Here is a 21,345-nt window from a genome sequence, read left to right as displayed (position 1 = left end):
TTTTGATATTCACACTGACTCACCAAGCTTGGTAAAAAAGCTGGCCAAGCCTTGGTGTCAGCCTGAGGCTGACCGTGGCGTGTGAATTCAAACGGGCAGGTTTTCTTGAAGGCGAAACGATTGAGACATCGCTGCCGATTAAGCGACAAGACGGTGACGAATTAACCAGACAGTGATTGATCCCGCTGAGTTGGCGATACGAATTGTCAGCCTTCAAGCCTTTGCCCAAAACACCGCAAATTTCTGTTCGGGATCGGTGTAAGCTTTGCAAGCACCAAAACCTGCGCGTTTCAGCAAGTCTTCGAACCCGGTCAGCGTCCACTTGTAAGAATTTTCGGTGTGAATTCGCTCGCCTTCCACAAACTGGCGTTCACCACCTTCCCAGGTCACCACAACATCCCGCAGTGCTTCCAGGTGCATTTCAATGCGGCTCAGTTCGGTGTTGTACAGGCCGATGTGTTTCCAGTCTTCCAGTTGGAAGTTGGTGCCAGCCAGCATGTTGAAGTGCAGCAACATGTTGCGGTTAAATGCGGCGGTTACGCCCAATGCGTCGTCGTAGGCGGCTTCAAGCACAGATTTGCTTTTTACCAGGTCGACCCCAATCAGTAGGCCACCCCCTGTGGCCGTGGCACATACCGCATGCACCTGTTTTAAAAACAGCAGTGCTTCCTCGGGTGTGAAGTTGCCAATGCTGGACCCTGGGTAAAACATGATTCGCGGTTGCGAGGGGTTCAGGGCCAGGCCAGCGGGCAGGTTCAGTTCGCTGGAGAAATCGAGGCCCACACCTGCCATTTCCAGCTCAGGAAATTGCCGTTGCAGGCATTCCAGTGAGCCTTTTAAAAAGTCCACGGAAATGTCCACGGCCACATAACGTGCCGGGTGGAATACATTAAAAAGTCGGGCTGCTTTCTCGCAATTGCCTGCTCCCAGGTCGATGAACACCGAGCCCTTGGGTACCTGTCTTGCCATGTCGTGCCCGTGGCTGGCAAAAATCATAGCTTCAGTGCGGGTGGGGTAGTACTCGGGTATGCAGGTAATGGCTTCGAACAGTTTCGAGCCCAATTCGTCGTACAGGTATTTGGGCGAGGTGTGTGCTTTGCTGGCACGCAGGCCACTGAGCAATTCCTCTCGAATGTGCTCGGCCTGGCCTTGATAAATCTGTATGAATTGCGGTGTTGGGTTCATGGCTTTCTTGGGTTGAACGAATTCATCGGGTCAAGGTGCGGCGCAGGTGGTAGCTCATGCTGTCCACAATTGCGACCAAGAGCAACATGGCTGCCAGAATGGTGGCGGTTTTGCCCATCTGGAACAAACCCATGTGGAACGACAACAATTGCCCCAAACCGCCGGCACCTACCACGCCCAACACCGCAGCTGCGCGAATGTTGTTTTCCCAGCGGTACAGGGTGTAGCTCATGAGTTGGGGCAGTACTTGCGGCAAGGTGGTGAAATAAAATACTTTCAAGTTGCCAATGCCCTGCGTGCGCAATGCGTCGGCAGGCTCCGAAGGCGCATTTTCAATGGATTCAGCAAACAGCCTGCCCAGCACCCCTGTGGTGTGAAAGGCCAGCGCCAGCGTGCCTGCAAAAGGACCCAGGCCCGCAGAAATCAGCAGCAGCGCGGCCCACACCAACTCGGGAATCGAGCGTAAAGCATTGAGCACCCAGCGGGTAGGCGTGCGCATGTAGCCTTTGTCATTGCTGTGCAGCTTGCTTGCGGGTATGGCCAAAGCAAGGCCAGCCACAGCAGCCAGCGCTGTTCCCAACAGCGACATGGCCAGTGTTTCAAGCGTACCCCAACCCACTTTGGTCAGGAATGCTGGTTGGGTGTCCATCGGGAAAAATTCGGCGATGAATCGACCCATGGATTGAAACGCTTCCACGGATAAAAATTCACCCCATTTCAGGTTCAGTGTCCAGAAACTCGCCACGATCAGGGTGAGCATGCCCAACAGCAAAGCGGCCGTTCCCCCTTTCATGACTGGGGGCGCTTTGGTGGGGCAGGCCGTATTTTGCAAATTGCTCATACCAAACGCTTCCGGAAAAACGCGCTGACCGCGTCGGCCAAGGCCACCAGCAGGATGAAGACAATCAGCATGGTGGACACCTCACCTCCATTGAACATCTTCATGGAATTGTCGAGTTCCTGACCCAGGCCGCCAGCACCCACAAAACCCAGTACGACCGACGATCTAATGGCACATTCCCAGCGGTACACTGTGTAGGAGGTCAGCTCCATCACATTCTGGGGCAGCAGGCCGTAGAAGAATGCCTGTAAGCGCCCGGTGCCGTTTCTCAGCAATGTTTCTGTCGGCGTGGTCTCACCACTTTCCAGAATTTCACCATACACTTTGCCCAGCATGCCACCGTAAGTAAGCGCAATGGCCAATACGCCTGCGGTGGGGCCAAGCCCAACAACGCGAACAAACACCAGTGCCCACACCAGTTCGGGGATGCTGCGAAGGATAATCAGGGTCCAGCGAATGGTTTGACGAATCGCAAAGGGCAGGGCTGCCATTTTCCCCGAGATGGCCGACACTGACAAAACCCGGGTGGACAAAATGGTGAGCGGGAAAGCAATGATCAGGGCCAGCACCATACCTGCCGTTGCAATGGCAACGGTTTTCCAGGTTTCGCGCAGAATTCTGGCGAGCAAATCGGGTTCGAGTACGGGTGGAAAAAAGCTGCCAATAAATTCGGCGCTGATTTTCATGTTCTCGGCTTCAAACAAAACCGAAGGCCGAAATTCGGTGGCCTCAGTCAATGGCCACAGCAGCAGAACTGTAAAAATAATCCAGAACAGCCGTTGATGCCACGCCGGGTCGCGTGCGGGCACATCAAAACGCGGATTGTGTACTGGCAAGTGCAGGCTGTTCATCGGCAATTGTTGACCACAACTGCGGGCGTTACTCGCTCGAATTGTTTCTCGATCAATTCACGGTCTTGTTGGCCCAGAAGCTCATGCTCGTATTGGGAGTAGAGTGATTTCAGCATGGCCGGGGTTACTTGCTCGGTGGGCAAATCAAATTCGATTTGACCATGGCGCAGGCCCACGATGCGATTGAAGAATGCTAAAGCCATGTCCACCTGGTGCAAGGTGCACACCAAGGTAATCCCGTTTTCGCGTGCTGTTTCAGTGAGTGCTGACATGGCCAGCCGAGCCCGCGTGGGGTCAAGCGCTGACAGGGGTTCGTCCACCAGCCAGAGTTTGGCCGGGGAGACGAACAAGCGAGCCAAGCCAACGCGCTGGCGTTCACCCCCGGAAAGCCTGTCAACGCGTTCAAAAATTTTCTCGGGCAAATCAAGCTTGCTCAGCGCGTGGTGCGCAGCCGGAATGTCAACCGGGTAAAACAGTGATTTGATGCTTTGTGCCAGGTTCATGGCTGGCAAACGCCCTGCCAACACCGAGGTAATAACACGCTGCCTTGGTGGCAGCGGTGGCACCTGGGGTGCGACAATCAACTGGCCGCGCAGCTTTTGCAAATTGCGTTTGCTTAAAGTCCAAGGGCTCTGATCGTTTAAGGCAACCTTGCCATGCAAGGGTTTCAGGGTGCATGAAAGCACCTGAAGCAGCGTGGTTTTACCTGCGCCCGAAGGACCGATCAGGGCGATTTGTTCTCCACTGCCGACTTGCAGCGACATTTTTTTGATCGCCGGTACGCTGCTGGAGGGTGCGGAGGGATGGCAGGCATCAATGTCCTGAATTTGAAGCTTCACTGCGCTGCGTTCCCCATATTACTGCGAGGGCCCAAGTGCGGGCCCCCTTCTACTCTTTGATTATAACAAGCCAGCGCTGCGAGCGGCGCTTTCCAAACCTTTGTAGTTTTCAGGCTTGGTGTCAACGTACCGTGTGGCGCGGTTCAACTTCAGTATTTCTGCATGCTCAGGCACTGCCGGGTCCAGATCGAACAGGGCTTTCTGGATTTTCTTGCGCAAATCGGCTGGCATGTCTTGGTGTACTGTCCAGTTGTAATTGAAATAGGGTGGGGTGGTGTAGAACACGTCTACAGCTTTGGTGTCCACCTTGTTTTCGTTCACAAACTTTTTCCACACGGTGATGTCCAGGGCTGCTGCGTCTACCTTGCCGCTAACCACTGACGCAATGGTGGCATCGTGTGCGCCAGAATAAGCCACGCGCTTGAATGCCTTCTCTGGCTCAAGGCCTGCTTCGAGCAGGAAGCTGCGTGGCATCAAGTGGCCAGAGGTGCTGCTTTGTGAACCAAATGAAACTTGTTTGCCCTTCATGTCTTGCAGGGTTTTGATGCCTGAATCAGTTTTGGCAATGAACACGGATTGGAACTTGGTGTCTTCCACGCGTTGGGCGATTGGAATGACCTTGCCGTTGGAGCGCAAGTTGGCCTGTACATGGGTAAAGCCGCCAAACCAAACCAGGTCTACTTTCTTGTTGACCAAGGCTTCGACCGCGGCGGGATAGTCGCTTACAGGAGTGAATTCAACTTTCATGCCCACGGCTTTGGACAAATAGGCAGCCAGTGGTTCGAATTTGCGAATTTGCTCGGTCGCGGCTTCTTCGGGAATGGTGGTTACTCTCAACACTTGTTCAGCGTGTGCAGACACTGAAAAGCCAGCGGCTAGCGCAATGGCTGCCACAGAGAAGAGACGACGTGAAATGGAGATTGCTGAACTTTTCATGAGTACCTCGTTGTATAGAACGATTGAAAAAACTCGAAAATTGATAATCGCACAAACAATTTATGTTTTAACCGTAAAATGTTTGAGCGACGGTTTTTTTAACATTTAATTTTTAATCGTTAGCTGCCCAGCTTTCCGGCGGCCTGAACTTCAGCGGCCTGTTCTTCCCCTGTTTTGTAGTGTGGCACTCGAATCACCAAGCGCTTTGCACGTTGAATGAAGCTGTTGTTGTCCTTCACTTCTTTTTCCCAGTAGCTGTCGGCCAGGGCGATGTTTTTCTCCATTTCGAGTTCGAAGGCTGCCTGTGACACGGTGCCGCCGAAAATGTACAGTTTGTTGTTCACCACGCGGAAGTCGCTTGCATTGCCACCCCAGGGAATGCCAAACATGATGCCGTTGGCGCAGTAGCCGCCGTATTGGGGAATGTATTTGGTGGGTTCAGCATCAAACAGGGCCTTGTGTTCAGCGCTTGCAAAGTGAAAGTCCACTTCCTGATAGGTGCTGCTGAATTCGGGCTTGCCCTGTACGTAGGCGTTTTGTGTGAAATAGGCCACAACATCTGCGCCAAACAGCATCAGTCGGTCTGCACCTTCCATTTCGGCGGCGTTGACAGGTGTCAGTTCGCTGGCAGGGTTTTGAGCGGTCATGGCGCTGCATCCACTTAGGCCCAGCACCAGGCTGGCCGCGATCAATAGCTTGTGGGTGCGTGAAATCATCAAAATACTTCTCCTGTGCGTGGTTGAATCAAGTCAATGAACTGACCTGTTTCGCTGAAAACAGTTCCAGCCGGGTCTTCAAGGTAGGGCGCTGGCCAGCCAAGCAGCGCACTGGCGTGCTCGCAACGATGTCGCAGGTCGCGGGGGTTTTCGCCACCCAAATGGACAATGCCATAGCGGTAACTTCGCAACCATTTGAAATCCCGCTGCAATTCTTTGGCGTCTTTGGGGTATTCAAACAGCAAGGCATCGGGGAAAGCTTTCCGGAAAGCGGCCTTTTGCACAAAACTTGGAAAGGGCACCGTGGCTTTCTGGTCGAATGATCGGTAAACAAAGCTGGCGGTGGCGCCTGCCGTGGGCACCTTGCGTGCCAGCGTAGCCGGGTCTATGCCATGGGCCAGTGCAAAGGCAATTTCATGCAGGTCAATGCCATCCACGCGCAGGTACAAGTCGGAAAACTGCGAGGCCATACGCGGGTTGAATTCGATCACGGTGATTTTACCAGTGGCTTCGTCATGGAAAAATTCCATATTGAACAGGCCGTGATCAAAACCAACCGCATTCAGAAAACGCCTGGCAACATCGGCTGCGCGGGCTTGTACATCAGGGTGCAACTTGCTGGGGTACTCAAAGCGCATGAATGCATCGGTGTTGGGGTACATCACCTCGTCAACCACGCCCAGTGGCCGAACTTCGCCCTGCCACACATAGCCATCCAGGTTGTATTGCCGCCCGCGCATGGGTGCTTCCAGCATCATGCTGTGTGCAGTGCCGGCTTCAGGAAGTCGTTTTTTTGAAATTCGCTCGAAAGGTTCAACCAGGTGCTTGATCACCCACAGTTCCCAGGGGCCGAAGCGTGTGTGGTCGTGAAGTTCCTGAGCACTTTTAACTTGTCGTGACAGCACCGAGAATGCGGCCTTCACGGGTTTCACAAATTGCGGGTATTCAATGCCTTGGGGCACTGGGCCGCCATAGGCCGCATTTAACCGCGCAAAAGGCAGGTTCGCTTCTGGCGCAACTTGCTCCAGCACCTCACGGGCATGCAATTTGTGCTGGCAAGCCAGAATGGCTTGCACTGGTGTGCCAGGCCACCCCATTTTCTCTGCGAGCAAGGCTGCGCACAGTGCCCCGAATTGTTCGTGGTTGGATGCAACTGCCTTGGCGCCGTGCAGTTTGGCCAAAACAGCTGCCTTGGCCACAAAACGTTCTGTGTCGAACCAGGCCAAGCGTGCATTGCTCGGGAAAGTGAATAAATCAAAGCCTGAAACCACACTGGGCCATTGGGCGCGAAGCCGGTCAGCTCCCTGGGCGTCCCAGTCGTAGTTAAACAGCAGCAGCGTTTTTGGATGAGGCATGAAAAGGCAATTAGGATTAGCGTTGGATGTCGTTGAGCGACCAGTCGTACTCTGTATACGCAATCGGCAATGATTTGGATGCGATTTTATCGACTATTTCCGGCGTGGGGCCCATGTCTTTCGCCCATTTTGCAAATACATCCTTCACTTCTTTAAAACCTTGGTGGCCTTTTTCGAAGTCTTCAGCAAACCATTTGAAAATCGGACTAACCTGCAACTCGCCGTTCTTGACCCGATTGCGACTAGGGTCGCTTAAAAAGCTACGCATGCCATCGTCCAGCTGGGCATTCAATTTTGTGGCGGTAAATGCTTCGTTGCGCAAGGCAGGGCAACCAATGCTGGCACAGTTCACCGCGGCGTGAACGCGAGGCTCTTTGTACTTCGGGCGAAGTTGCTCGTGTTCAATCCAGTCCAGGTGGCGTTTTTCACCCAATAGCGTAAAAAATTCCTGCTTCCAGGGGCTGCTGAACACACCACCTATTTCCTTGATGGATTTGATTTTTGGATACCTGGTCAAAATCAATTCGATGGTAAAGCCGTTGTAGGCATTGATTAAAAATGCCATTTGCTGGTTTTTCGAGAAGCCATTGAAATCGGCTTGGCTAACTGAAGACCAATCATTCAATACCTTTTTCAATGACTGCCTGTCTTTCTGAAAACCAGCGTAATCCACGGCTGTTTGCTTGTTGTCGGGTAGCCACTTCACATGTTTGGCAAGCAGGCTGTTCCACGCGGTGTAGTTGTGATCAAACTCGGAAGCGAAGCTGGTTCCGCTGACCAACAAGGCCAAAGTCAGCATCAGTGTTTTGACAAATTTAAGCATGACGGATGAAGCAATAGGTAATTTGGAGTTGCATGTATTGAGCGTATTCGCCCGGTAAGGCAATTTGGTTACACTACCGCAGATTAATCGCCTCAGTTTCGCCAAATCATCTGGAGTTGCCATGCCTGCTGTTCCGGTCACCATAGCCATGCTGTTGATCAGCAATATTTTCATGACCTTTGCATGGTACGCCCATTTGAAAGACATGAGCCAGAAGCCCTGGATTATTGCGGCTTTGGTCAGTTGGGGCATTGCCCTGTTTGAATACCTGTTTCAGGTGCCTGCAAACCGGATCGGATACACCGTATTGTCGGTGGGGCAGTTAAAGGTGATGCAGGAAATCATCACGCTGACCGTGTTTGTACCGTTTGCGGTTTTCTATATGAAAGAGCCGTTGAAACTGGATTATTTGTGGGCTGGATTGTGCCTGGTGGGTGCGGCCTATTTTATTTTCAGAGACAAGCTTTAGCAGTGACCGCGCTTTGCCTAAACGACTTTTTGATCAAGTTGCGCCATGAAGTGTTCAATGGCCTGTGTAAACCGTTGGCCTTGGCCACCTTTTTCCGCAGCCTGAATTCGGCCAGCGGCTTGTTGTTCTAGTTGCCAAGGCAGTTCCTCTTCGGTGGACTGAACAATGACCGGGGTGTGTTTGCAATACTCGAGCAGAAAGCGGGCGGTGTTCTCCGCTTTAGAGTCAATCACATTCAGATCTGAAATAAGAAGCTGGCAGCCGCCGTTCGAGGCTTTCAGTTGGGCCAGGCTTCTAAAGTATCTCACCTCGACCCGATCCGCCAGCAGGCGAGTCAAATGCGTTTCGAGAACAAAACGATGCATTTCGAAGTCTTCGAGGCAGAAAATTACGGGTTTCATGCGTTTATAGAATTCAGGCGGTAACATTTGCATCGTAAGAGAAATACATCCGGGGTGAGAAATCGAGCGAATTCTTATCCCTCACAATGGGGTTGTTGCACAGGGGAAGTTCAATGTTGATCGACGTGTTGTTGTTCATAGCCGGCCTGGCTTTGCTGATTTTGGGGGCCAATGTACTGGTTCGTGGTGCATCCAACCTGGCCTTTTCATTTGGTATTTCACCCTTGGTGGTGGGCTTGACAGTGGTGGCGTTTGGCACCAGCGCGCCCGAGGTGGCCGTGTCGGTTGGCGCGGCGCTGGCGGGTACCACCGACATTGCGATTGGCAACGTGGTGGGCAGCAATATTTTCAATGTGCTGTTTATTTTGGGTCTAAGCGCCATGATCACACCTTTGGTGGTGAACCTTCAATTGATTCGCCAGGAGGTACCGATCATGATTGGTGCTTCAGTGTTGCTGCTCCTGTTAAGTCTGGATGGGCAACTGTCGTGGAGCGATGGCGGCATTCTTGTGGTGCTCATGGTGGCTTACACCGCTTTTCTTGTTATTCAATCCCGCTCGCAAGTCAAAGCCACGCAAACCGAATTTGATGAAGAATTGCACCCGGCTGAGCAAGGCAGTTGGGATTCCAAATTGCCAGTGCAGTTGGCCTTGATTGTATTGGGTTTGGGTTTGCTGGTGTTGGGCTCTGAGTGGCTTGTGGGTTCGGCTGTTGTGTTTGCGAAGGCCATGGGCGTTAGCGACGTGGTGATCGCCTTGACCATTGTGTCTGCGGGCACATCCATGCCCGAGGTGGCAACCTCGATTGCGGCGGCCCTCAAGGGCGAACGCGACATTGCCGTTGGAAATGTGGTGGGTAGTTGTACTTTCAACATTCTTGCGTGCCTGGGTGTGTCAAGCATTGTCGCGGTCCCGGCAGGTTTACAGGTCGCGTCTTCTCTGCTTGCATTTGACATGTGGGTGATGTTGGCGGTGGCGTTTGCTTGCCTGCCAATCTTTTTGACCGGACGCGAAATTGCACGTTGGGAGGGCGGTGTGTTTTTGGCCTATTACACCGCTTACGTGTTGTATTTGATTCTCGATGCCCAGGGGCATGACGCCTTGGATTTGTATTCGAACACCATGCTGAGTTTTGTCGTGCCAATCACAGTGATCACCTTGGTGGTCAGCTTGTTGCGCAGAAAAAGTGGGGAGGAAAATTCAAACGCTTGAACTCGACGTGTTTAGCAGCATTGATCACTGGATTCAGGGACTTACGCCCCCTTTCTTAAAGGCGTACATTGGTATCGTGTATTGACCTGCAGTACAGCTTGATCAGGAGAAGGCTTTGAAAATAGCCCCCACCGTTGTTGCCGTTGGTTTGTGCGTGTTTACTTTGGGCGGAGTTGCTCAAGCTGCAAACACTGAGAGTGATTTGCCCGTCTGGCTTCAAGAGCGTTTTGAGCCCGTGCATTACGATTTAACCCGAATGGTCGACAACACTGCCCGAAACATTGATCAGTTTTTTGGCACCGAAGACAGTTTGTTTGTTGAAAATCAATCCTTTCTTCGCGTTGCGCTGGACACACGGCTTCAGCCCGGCGATTCAAAGCTGGATCCCAGCGTTCGTTTTCGGGTGGACATGCCAACTACCAAAAAGCGATTGCGCCTGATTATTGAAAGCGACATTGAAGAACCCTTGGGTCGCCTTTCTGAACAAGGCATTCGGGAAGTGCGCGGCGGGGAGAGGTTTGACACCAACAATTCGGCTGTGGGGCTAGAGCAGCGTTCATCCAAAGACCCCACGAAAGCCTGGGTTCAGGGTTTGGGAGTTGGTGTTAAGTTCGGCGCTCCTCTGGATCCGTACCTTCGCTACTCGGCGCTGAGGCAGTGGAATTTCAGCGAGAGCAAATGGCAAATCAATTCATCGAGCCGGGTGACCCAATTCAACCAACGCGGCTTGCAAGTGCGCACGAATTTCGATTTGAATAAACCGCTTGATGAAGAAAAAACCCTGCGCTTTCAAACCTACGCAGAATATGAAGAAATGCGGGACTCCACAGTGTTTTCACAAACTGCGGAAATCAACCGTGTTTTGAATTCACGCACCGCACTGAGGTACGCAGTGATTGTGGTTGGCGAAGATCGGGGTGAGAAGACCATTAAGGACTATGTGCTCCAAGCTTACTACCGACGTGATATACACAAAAACATCCTGTTTGTTGACATTATTCCCGAGGTTCATTTTCCGACGGAGGGTGGTCGGGATCCCTACTTGGCTTTGACCTTCCGGTTAGAGGCGTTTTTTAGGGGGAATTTCAGCAAAGCCTTGCGGTGAAATTTTTTCGTTAATAAAGATGAATTGGTTTTCTTGTTTTGATTCTTTTGATAAATCGAATTCGGCGTTATTGTCCTAAAATTCAATCTTATCGTTTATTTTCGTTAAATGATATGAACGAATTTTCTGCATATTTATTCCTTCGATAAATTAAAAGTTGCCTGGGTTTTTCTGCCATTTTCTATCGTGGCAATTGCAAGAATTCAGAACGGAAATTATTTATTCAAGAACTCAAAACTTGTCAGAGATCTGTCAGCAACTCGTCTCATAGTCGCTCCATCATTCATCGGGAATGAATGAATCAATAAACATCTGGGGACATTAATATGGCGAGTACAAAAGAAGCAGCTCGTCCAATGACTGGTGAAGAGAAAAAGGTTATCTTCGCATCATCATTGGGTACGGTTTTTGAGTGGTACGATTTTTATCTTTACGGCTCTTTGGCCGCAATTATTGCCAAGCAGTTTTTTTCGGGGCTTGATCCCACGTCCGGTTTTATTTTTGCTTTACTTGCTTTCGCAGCAGGCTTCATTGTGCGTCCTTTTGGCGCTTTGGTATTTGGTCGTCTGGGCGATATGATTGGCCGTAAGTACACCTTCTTGGTCACGATTCTTTTGATGGGCGGCTCCACTTTCATTGTGGGTTTATTGCCAACGTACGCTACGATCGGTGTGGCTGCGCCAATCATCTTGATCGTGTTGCGCATGCTGCAGGGTCTTGCACTGGGTGGCGAATATGGCGGTGCTGCAACTTATGTTGCTGAACATGCGCCACAAGGCAAGCGTGGTGCTTACACCTCATGGATCCAAACCACCGCAACGCTGGGTCTGTTCCTTTCGTTGATCGTGATTTTGAGCACGAGAACAATTCTGGGCGAAGAGGCTTTCGCAGACTGGGGTTGGCGCATTCCTTTCCTGCTGTCGATTATCTTGTTGGGCGTGTCAGTCTGGATTCGACTGTCAATGAACGAATCGCCGGCTTTCAAGAAAATGAAAGAAGAGGGCAAAACATCCAAGGCACCATTGACTGAGTCCTTCGGTCAGTGGGGCAATTTGAAGGTTGTTTTGTTGGCGTTGTTTGGTCTTGTGGCCGGTCAAGCCGTGGTTTGGTATTCTGGTCAGTTCTATGCGCTGTTTTTCTTGACCAGTGTGTTGAAAGTCGATGGTGCCACCGCCAATATTTTGGTTGCTGCATCTTTGATTATCGGTACGCCATTTTTCCTGGTGTTCGGTACTTTGTCCGACAAAATTGGTCGCAAACCAATCATCCTGGCAGGTTTGTTGTTGGCATGCGTCACTTACTTCCCGCTGTTTAACGCTTTGACCAATGCAGCCAACCCTGCTTTGGCTGAGGCGCAGGCAAAGACGCAGATTATTGTGACCGCTGCCGAGGGCGATTGCTCCTTCCAGGGCAATCCGGTTGCTCGTGAAATCGACTTCAAGAAGTCTTGTGACATCGCCAAGCGATTCCTTGCCCAAAACTCGGTAAGTTACGAAAACCAAACCGCAGCCGCAGCAGGTCCAGCCACCGTAAAAATTGGCGAGACCGTAATTACTGCCCCAGTGGGTACGGTTGTGGGCGGTAAGTTTGACGATGCATCAAAGGCCGCGATCGATGGCTTCAAGGCCGAAGTCAAGGCTGCTTTGACTGCTGCAGGTTATCCAGCCAAGGCTGATCCTGCGCAAGTTAACAAGCCAATGATCATCGGTATTCTGACGATTCTGGTGATTTATGTGACCATGGTTTACGGCCCAATCGCAGCGATGCTGGTTGAGTTGTTCCCAACACGCATTCGCTACACGTCAATGAGCTTGCCTTACCACATCGGTAACGGCTGGTTCGGCGGATTGATGCCGACGATTGCGTTTGCGATGGTGGCCCAGAACGGCAACATGTTCTATGGCCTGTGGTACCCGATCGTGATTGCTGCGATTACTTTTGTGATTGGTCTGCTGTTTGTCCCAGAGACAAAAGACGTAGACATTTTCAAAGGTGATTAAGCCAGTGTTGTGAAGTGCTGCCGAGGCCATCCAAGCCTCGGCATTCAAAAAAGCAAGTTCTGACGAGCTTGCTTTTTTGAATTTTAACCAGGAGAAAATTGGAATGTGGAAAATTGTTTTAGGTTTTATTGTTTTTGCAGCACTGGCAATGTTTGTGATCATCAAAGGCGGTGACAACGTCGATATGAGTGGCGAGTCGCACAGCATCGAATCTCATGAAGACAAACCTGCTACTGTTGAACCTTCACCCGCTGCTGAGCCTGCACCTGCGGTAGAGCCTGCACCTGCTGCAGAGCCTGCACCTGCTGCAGAGCCAGCGCCAGCTCAAGCTGATCAGCCGGCGAAGTAAGCCACTACGAGTCACCAGTACTTGAACACGTCCATGTCTGTGTCGTCGAGGTTCGGTTTTGGTGGCTCGTAATCCGCAAGATGTTCAAATGGCAATTGCTGCTTGACCAGCATGACGGAGCAAGGTGCATACATTGCAACTTTAATGGGTATTGTGGCAACCAGCTTTTGCATCTGTAACCCGCGTGTTGCCGCACCCATCACGATCAGACTGACATGATTACCGGTGGCGTAAGTGAGCAACGCCCTGGCAATGTCATTGGATTCCAGCACATGAAATGAAATCTGATTGGGACCCAGGCTTAAAGGCGCTGCCCATTGCCGGAGTTGACTCAAGTGTTGGCGGTGAAAGTTCGCTTCGGTTTTTCCTGCATGCGTGTTGCCAATCAGGCTTGAGCCAACCACAGTAACCACAGCCAACCTTGCCCCGGGTCGAATCCCCAGGCTTCTCTGGACGCCCTCCCGCAAGGAATACAGGGTTGCATCGTCTGCGCCATGCGCCGGAATCGCCACCATCACAATTGGTGCTGCCTGAATTTGTTGTTGTGGCAAGGGGCTGGGTTGATAGTGCATTCCCGCAGCATGTAACCAGCGTTTGAAGTGGGTCCAGAACGGGGTGGTGTGGGTTTGCTGTCCTCGTTCGGTAATCGGTATTTGATCGGGATTGCTTAGATCAAATGCCAGATGCGCAGCCGAAGGGTAACGCCGGTCCGCCACTGGTTCGAGGCATTTCAGAATGATTTCCTGCATCCATTCCGGTGTTTGAGGATTTCGGCGTCTTGGGGGGATTGGGTCCATCCAGAGCCGTTGTCGAAGGCCGCCCTGTGTTGATGGTGCGCCAAACGGCAAGCGACCTGTGCACAGCTGGTACAACATCACACCGATTGAAAACACGTCACTTCGGGGATCGCCCCGCACGCCCACGATTTGTTCGGGCGATATCCAGGCTGGGGAGCCCACTGCCTTTCGCATTTCTTCGGCCATCAGGTCGGGGTAGTGCGCATGGCAGGACAAACCAAAGTCCAGAACTACGGCTTGATCCAGCCTGGTTTGATCGTCCACCTTTCTGAACAGCACATTGGCGGGTTTCAAATCCAGGTGACACACATTTTGCTGATGCAGGCTGTGGACCGCTTTGGCCATCGCGGCGCCAAGGGCGGCAATTTTGCCGGGATCATCCTGCAGGCCGCCACTTTCCATCAATTCTTCCAGCGTTGAGCCAACCACATATTCCATGACGAGGTAAGGAAGCTGGTCCAAATCTCCCGCCGCCACAAACTTCGGCACATAGGGACCTGACAGCGAAGGCAGTATTTGCTGCTCTATTTCAAAACTGATCAGGTTCTCAGCGCCATCCTCGTGGCGCATTCTTGGAATTTTCATGACCATCGGAAAGCCGGGATCCGGTTTGCCGTGTGAGAGTTGCTGGTCGTATTCAACCCGGTAGATCCGCGCCATGGCGCCGCTGTGAACGCAGTCCAGAACCTTAAACCCGTCTACCGTGTTGCTAATAGTCCCAATATTGATCATCGTCCGTGCTCAATCCTGTGGGCCAGTTTCTCGGGCAAACCTGCTGCTCGAATGCTTTGTGCTGCTTCAGCAAAATCGTATTGCACACGATGAAAAGTCAGTGTGTTTTGTTCGCTGTCGTAGCAAGCGTACATAGACCGCGTGTCACCATCCCGAGGTTGACCTACCGATCCAATCGTTGCAACAACAGGGCGTTGTTTTGACAGTGGAATGGGTATACCCGGGGTGGGAATGAATCGCATCATTTTTTGCACCGCTGTTTGATAGAACAGCACCTGATGGTGAACGTGACCAGTGAACACCCTGTTCACGCCCCACTCTTGGTCTGCAACCTCGACACACAGGCCGGCGCGCATTTCCGAGTCGATGTAAGTCCAGTCGCCCGGTTCTTTGGCACTGGCGTGCACTAACAGACAACCCTCACGGTTCAGCACGAGTGGTAGATTTTCCAGGAAATCCAGATGTGACTTGGACAGTTGCGTGCGTGTCCATTCGGCACCAATTGAACCTTCCATCTCGCTTGTGTTGTGCATGCCCAGTGCCATTTCGTCGTGATTGCCCTTGACCACCCATGCGCCCTTGCTGGCGTGAAACATGATCACGTCCATGACTTCTGCGGGTGCAGCACCATAGCCTACCAAATCGCCTAGAAAAGCCAATTGATCGGTGGATTGTTCCCTGGCGTGACTCAGGCAAGCGTTAAGTGCGTGAATATTGCTGTGAATGTCTGAGAATAGTGCGATTCTCATTGGACCTCCAAATGGTTGTGGTCAATGATAGCGCTGATTCATTCCATCTATGATCAACATCAGCCTGATTGCCGGTGAGTGTTGAGGTGAACAAAACAGATTCCATTCTTCAATTGCAGCGAGACAACTTGCAACTGAGTGCCATGGCAGAGGGGCCTGACCAAGGGCCTGTCGTCATGCTGGTGCATGGTTTTCCCGACACGCCACACAGTTGGAACGGTGTGGCCGATGGGCTGGCACAGGCGGGCTACCTTGTGGTGCGGCCGTGGCTTCGCGGGTACACCCCCGGTTCAATCAGCCCAAGCGCTACTTATGATCCGTTCAATGCCGGGCTTGACTTGTTGGCGTGGCGACATTTATTTCAAGGGCGTGAGGTTCACCTGGTGGGGCATGATTGGGGTGCCGTGGCTGGCATGGCCGCTGCGGCCACGGATCCACAGGCCTGGACAACCCTCAGCTTGCTGGCCATTCCACCTTTTCAAAAAGTGGAAAGGGCCTGGCGATTGTTGCCCAGGCAGCTGGTACTTTCTGCTTACATGCTCGAAATGCAATCCGCCTCTGCGCCAGCCAGGTTGGTGGCCAACCAGTTTGGTCGGATTCGCGCGTTCTGGAACAGTTGGTCTCCGGGGTGGAAGTATTCGGAGTCCGAAATTCAGCCGGTACTGGATGCGTTTTCAAATCCGGGTGTGGCCTGGGCAGCTACACGTTATTACCGTTCGCTGTTTACCTTGCACCGTGCGCCAACCCGTTCCATTTATGCCCTGTCCAGAAAACCATTGAAGGTACCCACGCTGGTACTGGCAGGTGAAAATGATGGCTGCATGCAGGCGGCCCTGCTTGAGCCCATGGTCGATGCCCGATATTTTCCGAAAGGGGTACGAAGTTGCACCTTGAGGGGCTGCGGGCATTTTCTTCAAGCTGAGCAACCAGGCGCAGTGCTGCAAGAACTTCTTGCGCATCTGCGTGGTCAAGATAGAATTCATTGAATCGATTTTAAAGCAGTACGCCCATGCCCTCCGTTTTTGCACTGTTTGCTTTTGTGTTGCTGGTTGTCGGGGGTTACGGTTATATCAACCAACCTGCTCAGGAGCCGCCCTGGAATCGGGTTATTCCAGGCTTCGCATTTTCGCCCTACCAAGCCGGACAAAGCCCAATTGATAACATCGAACCCAAGCTTGAAGACATCAACCGGGATTTGTCCCTGTTGGCCGGTAAAACGCTGGCCATTCGAACCTACACCGTGGCGGGTATTTTCGGAGAAATTCCCGCGCTGGCCAAAGCACACAACATCAATGTGGCCTTGGGTGCGTGGTTAAGCCCCGACCTGCAAGCCAACGAAAAAGAACTTGAGCGTTTGCTGAGTGTGGCCCACAGGCCGCCGTACAATGTGATTCGCTTGATTGTCGGCAACGAAGCCTTGCTGCGAGAAGACCTGAACCTGAAGCAAATGACTGCTTACCTGGACAAGGTGCGCGCTGAAACGGACATTCCTGTGAGCACTGCGGAACCTTGGCATGTGTGGCTGAAAAACCCGGAGCTGGCCGAGCATGTGGATTACCTTGCTGTGCATTTGCTGCCTTTCTGGGAAGGCATTGCATTGGATGATGCGGTCGATTTTTCAATCAACACCTACAAGCGATTGCAGTTGGCGTTTCCCGGAAAACCAATCGTGGTCACCGAAGTGGGTTGGCCCAGCAATGGGCGCACCATCAAACAGGCTGATGCATCCCAGGCCAATCAGGCTAAGTTTTTGCGTCGATTTATCCAGCGCGCAGAACAAGAGAACATGGTGTTCTACGTGATGGAAGCTTTCGATCAACCCTGGAAATCGGATATCGAAGGCAGTGTGGGCGGACACTGGGGCGTGTTCGATTCGTTCCGCGAACCAAAGTTTGAGCCCGATCGACCGATTATTGCCATACCGCAATGGAAGTTGCTAGCAGCCGCGTCCATTGTGGTGGCGTTGATGATGACCTTCCTGTTGCTCATTGACAGCAAAACCCTGCGCGACAGCGGGCGCACGTTTTTGATTTTCAACGCGTTTGTCATTTCATCCCTGATTATTTATGTGATTTACGACTTCACCTTGCAGTACCACACCTGGGCCAGTGTGGCGATCTCGGTATTTTTGCTGCTGGGCGTGGTGGGTGTGTTTGTGATTGTGATGTCGGAGGCCCATGAATGGGCTGAGGCGATGTGGTATAGCACCAGGCGCAGGCTGTTGACCTTACCCAAGGGTGCAGAAAACGACAGTGCGCTCGCCGCATGCCATCTGCCTTTCGTTTCCATACATGTGCCGGCGTATGAAGAGCCGCCCGAAATGCTGATCGATACGTTGAATGCACTGTGCCGGCTAGACTATCCCTACTTTGAAGTGATTGTGGTGGACAACAACACCAAAGACGAAGCCACCTGGCGGCCCGTGCAGGCGCATTGCCAATACTTGGGAGAGCGTTTCCGCTTTTTTCATGTAAGCCCCTTGAGTGGATACAAAGCAGGTGCCTTGAACTACGCTCTGGAGCGAACCTGCCCGCAAGCCGAGGTGGTGGCTGTGATTGATGCAGATTACAAAGTGTTGCCGCATTGGCTGAAAGACCTTGCCCCCGAGTTTAAAAAACCCGAGATTGCGATTGTGCAGGCCCCGCAAGACTATCGCGATGGTGTGGACAGCGCTTTCAAATCGGTGTGCTACGCCGAGTACAAAGGCTTTTTCCATTTGGGCATGGTGACCCGAAATGAGCGCAACGCAATTATTCAGCACGGCACCATGACCATGGTTCGCCGATCGGTGCTTGAACAGGTGGGGTGTTGGGGGGTCAGCACCATTACCGAGGACACCGAACTGGGGCTGCGAATTTTTGAGCAGGGCCATGAAGCGGTGTACATCGACCAAAGTTATGGGCACGGTTTAATTCCCGACACCTTCACCGATTACAAAAAACAGCGACACCGCTGGGCTTATGGTGCCATGCAAATTTTGCGCGAACACGCGGGCCAGTTGCTTGGTTTCAAACAAAGCAAGTTAACCGCAGGGCAACGCTACCACTTTGTGTCGGGCTGGTTGCCTTGGATCGCTGATGGCATCAATCTGGTTTTTACCTTGCTCGCCGTGCTGTGGTCGGGTTTGATGTTGTTCGATCCTTTGGCCTTCAATGCGCCGCCGCTATTGATTAGCGTAGTCCCCATCATGTTTTTTGCATTTAAGATCACCAAACTGTTTACGCTGTATCTGGTGCAGGTCAGGGCCAGTTTTCGCACCGCCATGGCAGCCACCTTGGCGGGCCTGTCGCTGAGTTATGCAATCGGGCGCGCCACCTTGTCGGGTTTGTTCGTGGGGCGAAAAATTCCGTTTATTCGCACCCCAAAAATGGCCAGTCGAATGGCTGTATTGCATGCGGTGAATGCAGCGCGTGATGAATCTGTTTTGGCTTTTGTGTTGTTGTGTGCTGTGGGGTTGATTTATTTTCGGTTGGGCTTTGATTCCAAAGAAAACCTGGCTTGGTGCCTTGTTCTGGTCTCTCAAAGCTTGCCCTTTGTCGCGGCGTTTGTCGTTTCCTTACTCAGTGCTGCGCCCACCAGGGCTGTGGTGCACAATGAAATTGGTGTAAAGCAGTCATGAGTTCTACAGATACAGCACTGCGAAGCAGTCTTGGCTTAGGCCTCGGTGGTACCAACGAAGTGTCGAAGTGGCGCTTCAGCGGTCAATTGTTGTTGGCCTTGATCTTTTTAAATTCCACTCTTTGCTTCTCGGCTATTTGGCCTACAGTGTATGTGCTGCCCGACCTGGGCGTATCGCCCGAGTTTGTGTGCCTGATCATGTTGCTTTCTGCATGGGTTGCAGTGTTTGGCAAGCCGTCCGTACGGGCACTGGGCGTTGTTTCTGCGCTGTATTTGCTGATGGCATTTGGTCATTATGCCGATGTGGTGGTGCCCAATTTATTGGGGCGTCCGGTCAATTTGTACTGGGATGTGCCACAGCTTCCGCGCTTTGTGTGGGTTACCGTGCAGGGCTTGCCTGTGTGGCTGACAGCCGTGGTTGTGCTGTTGGCTTGTGCTGCGGTGTGGGCTTATTACCGGCTGCTGCTTGTTGCCATGCACACCGTGAGCGATGCAGTGCAACCCGTTGCAAAAACGCTGTGGTTTTGGAGTGCCTTGCTGTTGGTTGGCATGGTGGTACTTGTTAATTATTCCGAAGACCCGGACAAGCCCACTTTTGTGTCCAAGGCTGTAGTACCGGTTTACTGGAAAGAGGCGATGAAACTGCGCGACATACTGGTGCCCTCGCGTGCGGCGCAGTTGTTGCCAGCCACCACGGTGATCGACGAGGCTTTGGCCAACCCGCACACACCTGCCTTGGCGGCGCTGAACAAGCGCGATGTGCACATGATTTTTCTGGAAACATATGGTGCTGTACTTTATGACCAGAAAGATTCTTCAGAGGCTGTTGCACAAACCCGCGCACAACTTGAAAAGTCCATTTTGGCCAGCGGCCGCAATGTGGTGTCTGCATTTTATGTGTCGCCGACGATTGGCGGTGCAAGCGACCTTGCGCACTTGTCGGTGTTGTCGGGCATTGATTTGAAAGACTCGCGCAAACACGATGTGCTGTTAACCACCCAGCGGCCCACTTTGCTGGATGTGTTCGAGCGAGAGGGTTACGAAACCTTTGGCCTTTATCATTCTGTGGGTTGGGAGTGGGTTGAGCGCGCCTTTTACAGCTTTGACCAATACATTGATGGTCCTGCCTTGAACTATGAAGGCCCGGCATTTGGTTTCTGGAAAATTCCAGACCAATATGCTGCGGCGCGCGTAGAGCAGTTGTACCCGCGCAATGAATCGGCCAAGCCCCGGTTCACTTTTTTCCCAACCATTTCAAGTCACTTTCCGTTTCATCAAGTGCCACCTTATCAGCCTGACTGGAAAAAGCTGTTAAGCCCCCAGCCATTCGATTCGGCAGCAGCAGCCCGCGCTCAAGCCGAGCCTGTGAATTGGGAATACATGAAACCCGATTACCTGCGTACGATCAACTACACCAATACGTGGCTTGCAGGATATTTCAGCCAGCCCGAGCCACGAGAAACCGTGTATGTAATGATTGGTGACCATCAGCCTACGGGCAGTGTGTCGCGAGAACCGACGCCATGGGATGTGCCTGTGTTTATTGTTTCAAAAGACAAGCGCCTGCTGGACCGTTTCAAAGCCATGGGCTTTACTGATGGATTGACGCCGAAGAAGCGAGTACCCTTAGGGACTTTGAATGAACTGACTGCCACGTTGCTGAAAGGCTTTGGCAACTAGTTCCGTGAAATTCCTCAACAAGGAGATATCAATGGGTTTGAGAATTAATGACGAGGTACCCAACCTCAGTCTGGAAACAGACCAAGGCAGTTTTATGTTGCACGATTTCATCGGCGACAGCTGGACGATTCTTTTCAGTCACCCCAAAGACTTCACCCCCGTGTGCACTACCGAGTTCGGTGCAGTGGCACAGCTGGCCGAGGAATGGAAAAAACGCAGTACGAAGGTCATTGGATTGTCTGTTGACGGTGTTGAAGAACACACCCAATGGAAAGGTGATATTGAGAAATTTTCCGGTGCGAAAGCAAACTTTCCAATCATCGCTGACAAGTCGCTTGAAGTGTCGAAGGCGCTGGACATGTTGCCCGCAAATGCCTACTTGCCTGATGGCCGCACGGCTGCCGATTCGGCCAGTGTGCGCGTGGTGTTCATTTTCAGTCCAGACAAAAAAATGCAGCTGTCGATGACTTATCCCATGTCAGTGGGAAGAAATTTTGCGGAAGTACTGCGTGCGCTGGATGCGCTTCAGGCCACGTATGGCAAGCCGATTGCAACGCCGGCGAACTGGGTTCAGGGGCAGGATGTGATTGTTGCCTTGTCGCTGAACAATGAACAGGCCACTGAGAAGTTCGGAAATATTGATATCAAGCTGCCTTACCTGCGCACCACCAAGATGCCGGGTTGATGG

General features: G+C 52.2%; 20 protein-coding genes. 9 read left to right on the top strand and 11 right to left on the bottom strand.

What is annotated here, in order from left to right:
• Window positions 1–213 precede the first annotated feature (213 nt).
• From egtD to PY990_RS01460, 8 genes are all read right to left on the bottom strand, one after another.
• Window positions 214–1,185 carry an L-histidine N(alpha)-methyltransferase gene (gene egtD, locus PY990_RS01495; protein ID WP_275270098.1) on the bottom strand — a complete coding sequence of 324 codons (972 nt, stop codon included), beginning with the start codon at window positions 1,183–1,185 and terminating at the stop codon, window positions 214–216.
• 22 nt (window positions 1,186–1,207) lie between these two features.
• Window positions 1,208–2,026, bottom strand: a complete 819-nt coding sequence (phnE, locus tag PY990_RS01490) for a phosphonate ABC transporter, permease protein PhnE (RefSeq protein ID WP_413789477.1) — start codon at window positions 2,024–2,026, stop codon at window positions 1,208–1,210.
• Window positions 2,023–2,877, bottom strand: a complete 855-nt coding sequence (locus PY990_RS01485; RefSeq protein WP_275270097.1) for a PhnE/PtxC family ABC transporter permease — start codon at window positions 2,875–2,877, stop codon at window positions 2,023–2,025. Before PY990_RS01485 ends, phnE begins: the two co-directional genes overlap by 4 nt.
• Window positions 2,874–3,716 (bottom strand): phosphonate ABC transporter ATP-binding protein, encoded by an 843-nt coding sequence (locus tag PY990_RS01480; RefSeq protein WP_275270096.1) that lies wholly within the window; start codon window positions 3,714–3,716, stop codon window positions 2,874–2,876. Before PY990_RS01480 ends, PY990_RS01485 begins: the two co-directional genes overlap by 4 nt.
• Window positions 3,717–3,776: 60 nt before the next feature.
• The gene (locus PY990_RS01475) at window positions 3,777–4,652 is read right to left on the bottom strand and encodes a putative selenate ABC transporter substrate-binding protein (protein WP_275270095.1); all 876 of its coding nucleotides are present in this window, start codon (window positions 4,650–4,652) and stop codon (window positions 3,777–3,779) included.
• Between the two features lie 119 nt (window positions 4,653–4,771).
• Entirely contained in the window at window positions 4,772–5,368 is a 597-nt protein-coding gene (locus tag PY990_RS01470) for a YHS domain-containing (seleno)protein (RefSeq protein ID WP_275270094.1), read from the bottom strand.
• The gene (locus tag PY990_RS01465; protein ID WP_275270093.1) at window positions 5,368–6,723 is read right to left on the bottom strand and encodes an ATP-grasp domain-containing protein; all 1,356 of its coding nucleotides are present in this window, start codon (window positions 6,721–6,723) and stop codon (window positions 5,368–5,370) included. The genes PY990_RS01470 and PY990_RS01465 overlap by 1 nt, the downstream gene beginning before the upstream one ends.
• A gap of 16 nt (window positions 6,724–6,739) precedes the next feature.
• Window positions 6,740–7,546 (bottom strand): DUF547 domain-containing protein, encoded by an 807-nt coding sequence (locus PY990_RS01460; protein ID WP_275270092.1) that lies wholly within the window; start codon window positions 7,544–7,546, stop codon window positions 6,740–6,742.
• A gap of 121 nt (window positions 7,547–7,667) precedes the next feature.
• On the opposite strand from PY990_RS01460, the gene PY990_RS01455 reads away from it, so the two are divergent.
• Entirely contained in the window at window positions 7,668–8,015 is a 348-nt protein-coding gene (locus tag PY990_RS01455; RefSeq protein WP_008250158.1) for a DMT family protein, read from the top strand.
• Window positions 8,016–8,032: 17 nt separating this feature from the next.
• Here the strand turns inward: PY990_RS01455 and PY990_RS01450 are convergent, their stop codons facing one another.
• Complete coding sequence (locus tag PY990_RS01450; protein WP_275270091.1) at window positions 8,033–8,380, bottom strand: hypothetical protein; 348 nt, start codon at window positions 8,378–8,380, stop codon at window positions 8,033–8,035.
• Window positions 8,381–8,529: 149 nt separating this feature from the next.
• Here PY990_RS01450 and PY990_RS01445 point away from each other — a divergent pair, with 149 nt between their 5' ends.
• From PY990_RS01445 to PY990_RS01430, 4 genes are all read left to right on the top strand, one after another.
• Window positions 8,530–9,627 (top strand): calcium/sodium antiporter, encoded by a 1,098-nt coding sequence (locus tag PY990_RS01445; protein ID WP_275270090.1) that lies wholly within the window; start codon window positions 8,530–8,532, stop codon window positions 9,625–9,627.
• Between the two features lie 115 nt (window positions 9,628–9,742).
• Window positions 9,743–10,732, top strand: a complete 990-nt coding sequence (locus tag PY990_RS01440) for a hypothetical protein (RefSeq protein ID WP_275270089.1) — start codon at window positions 9,743–9,745, stop codon at window positions 10,730–10,732.
• Window positions 10,733–11,058: 326 nt separating this feature from the next.
• Window positions 11,059–12,732 (top strand): MFS transporter, encoded by a 1,674-nt coding sequence (locus tag PY990_RS01435; RefSeq protein ID WP_275270088.1) that lies wholly within the window; start codon window positions 11,059–11,061, stop codon window positions 12,730–12,732.
• 103 nt (window positions 12,733–12,835) lie between these two features.
• Window positions 12,836–13,081 (top strand): hypothetical protein, encoded by a 246-nt coding sequence (locus PY990_RS01430; protein ID WP_275270087.1) that lies wholly within the window; start codon window positions 12,836–12,838, stop codon window positions 13,079–13,081.
• An 11-nt stretch (window positions 13,082–13,092) separates the two neighbouring features.
• On the opposite strand, the gene PY990_RS01425 is transcribed toward PY990_RS01430, so the two are convergent.
• Together PY990_RS01425 and PY990_RS01420 are read right to left on the bottom strand one after the other, a co-directional pair.
• Window positions 13,093–14,610 carry a bifunctional serine/threonine-protein kinase/universal stress protein gene (locus PY990_RS01425; protein WP_275270086.1) on the bottom strand — a complete coding sequence of 506 codons (1,518 nt, stop codon included), beginning with the start codon at window positions 14,608–14,610 and terminating at the stop codon, window positions 13,093–13,095.
• Complete coding sequence (locus tag PY990_RS01420; protein WP_275270085.1) at window positions 14,607–15,359, bottom strand: metallophosphoesterase family protein; 753 nt, start codon at window positions 15,357–15,359, stop codon at window positions 14,607–14,609. The genes PY990_RS01425 and PY990_RS01420 overlap by 4 nt, the downstream gene beginning before the upstream one ends.
• An 86-nt stretch (window positions 15,360–15,445) precedes the next feature.
• Here PY990_RS01420 and PY990_RS01415 point away from each other — a divergent pair, with 86 nt between their 5' ends.
• Genes PY990_RS01415 through PY990_RS01400 form a run of 4 tightly spaced genes read left to right on the top strand, consistent with a single transcriptional unit; the run spans window position 15,446 to window position 21,342 of the window.
• A complete protein-coding gene (locus PY990_RS01415) occupies window positions 15,446–16,345 on the top strand; it encodes an alpha/beta fold hydrolase (protein ID WP_275270084.1) in 900 nt (299 codons plus the stop codon).
• A 23-nt stretch (window positions 16,346–16,368) separates the two neighbouring features.
• Window positions 16,369–18,978: a glycosyltransferase family 2 protein gene (locus tag PY990_RS01410; protein ID WP_275270083.1), complete on the top strand. Its 2,610-nt coding sequence runs from the start codon at window positions 16,369–16,371 to the stop codon at window positions 18,976–18,978.
• Complete coding sequence (locus PY990_RS01405) at window positions 18,975–20,657, top strand: sulfatase-like hydrolase/transferase (RefSeq protein WP_275270082.1); 1,683 nt, start codon at window positions 18,975–18,977, stop codon at window positions 20,655–20,657. The genes PY990_RS01410 and PY990_RS01405 overlap by 4 nt, the downstream gene beginning before the upstream one ends.
• 31 nt (window positions 20,658–20,688) lie before the next feature.
• Window positions 20,689–21,342: a peroxiredoxin gene (locus tag PY990_RS01400; RefSeq protein WP_275270081.1), complete on the top strand. Its 654-nt coding sequence runs from the start codon at window positions 20,689–20,691 to the stop codon at window positions 21,340–21,342.
• Window positions 21,343–21,345: the final 3 nt, after the last annotated feature.

It is taken from the genome of Limnobacter olei, assembly GCF_029087225.1.
GTDB lineage: Bacteria > Pseudomonadota > Gammaproteobacteria > Burkholderiales > Burkholderiaceae_B > Limnobacter > Limnobacter olei.
This window is presented reverse-complemented; position numbering and strand designations above follow the sequence as displayed.

What these genes read in the sequence shown, in the direction of transcription:
- egtD (WP_275270098.1), bottom strand. Translation starts at nt 1,185, where the DNA reads ATGAACCCAACACCGCAATTCATACAGATTTATCAAGGCCAGGCCGAG.
- phnE (WP_413789477.1), bottom strand. Translation starts at nt 2,026, where the DNA reads ATGAGCAATTTGCAAAATACGGCCTGCCCCACCAAAGCGCCCCCAGTC.
- PY990_RS01485 (WP_275270097.1), bottom strand. Translation starts at nt 2,877, where the DNA reads ATGAACAGCCTGCACTTGCCAGTACACAATCCGCGTTTTGATGTGCCC.
- PY990_RS01475 (WP_275270095.1), bottom strand. Translation starts at nt 4,652, where the DNA reads ATGAAAAGTTCAGCAATCTCCATTTCACGTCGTCTCTTCTCTGTGGCA.
- PY990_RS01470 (WP_275270094.1), bottom strand. Translation starts at nt 5,368, where the DNA reads ATGATTTCACGCACCCACAAGCTATTGATCGCGGCCAGCCTGGTGCTG.
- PY990_RS01465 (WP_275270093.1), bottom strand. Translation starts at nt 6,723, where the DNA reads ATGCCTCATCCAAAAACGCTGCTGCTGTTTAACTACGACTGGGACGCC.
- PY990_RS01460 (WP_275270092.1), bottom strand. Translation starts at nt 7,546, where the DNA reads ATGCTTAAATTTGTCAAAACACTGATGCTGACTTTGGCCTTGTTGGTC.
- PY990_RS01455 (WP_008250158.1), top strand. Translation starts at nt 7,668, where the DNA reads ATGCCTGCTGTTCCGGTCACCATAGCCATGCTGTTGATCAGCAATATT.
- PY990_RS01450 (WP_275270091.1), bottom strand. Translation starts at nt 8,380, where the DNA reads ATGCATCGTTTTGTTCTCGAAACGCATTTGACTCGCCTGCTGGCGGAT.
- PY990_RS01445 (WP_275270090.1), top strand. Translation starts at nt 8,530, where the DNA reads ATGTTGATCGACGTGTTGTTGTTCATAGCCGGCCTGGCTTTGCTGATT.
- PY990_RS01435 (WP_275270088.1), top strand. Translation starts at nt 11,059, where the DNA reads ATGGCGAGTACAAAAGAAGCAGCTCGTCCAATGACTGGTGAAGAGAAA.
- PY990_RS01430 (WP_275270087.1), top strand. Translation starts at nt 12,836, where the DNA reads ATGTGGAAAATTGTTTTAGGTTTTATTGTTTTTGCAGCACTGGCAATG.
- PY990_RS01425 (WP_275270086.1), bottom strand. Translation starts at nt 14,610, where the DNA reads ATGATCAATATTGGGACTATTAGCAACACGGTAGACGGGTTTAAGGTT.
- PY990_RS01420 (WP_275270085.1), bottom strand. Translation starts at nt 15,359, where the DNA reads ATGAGAATCGCACTATTCTCAGACATTCACAGCAATATTCACGCACTT.
- PY990_RS01410 (WP_275270083.1), top strand. Translation starts at nt 16,369, where the DNA reads ATGCCCTCCGTTTTTGCACTGTTTGCTTTTGTGTTGCTGGTTGTCGGG.
- PY990_RS01405 (WP_275270082.1), top strand. Translation starts at nt 18,975, where the DNA reads ATGAGTTCTACAGATACAGCACTGCGAAGCAGTCTTGGCTTAGGCCTC.
- PY990_RS01400 (WP_275270081.1), top strand. Translation starts at nt 20,689, where the DNA reads ATGGGTTTGAGAATTAATGACGAGGTACCCAACCTCAGTCTGGAAACA.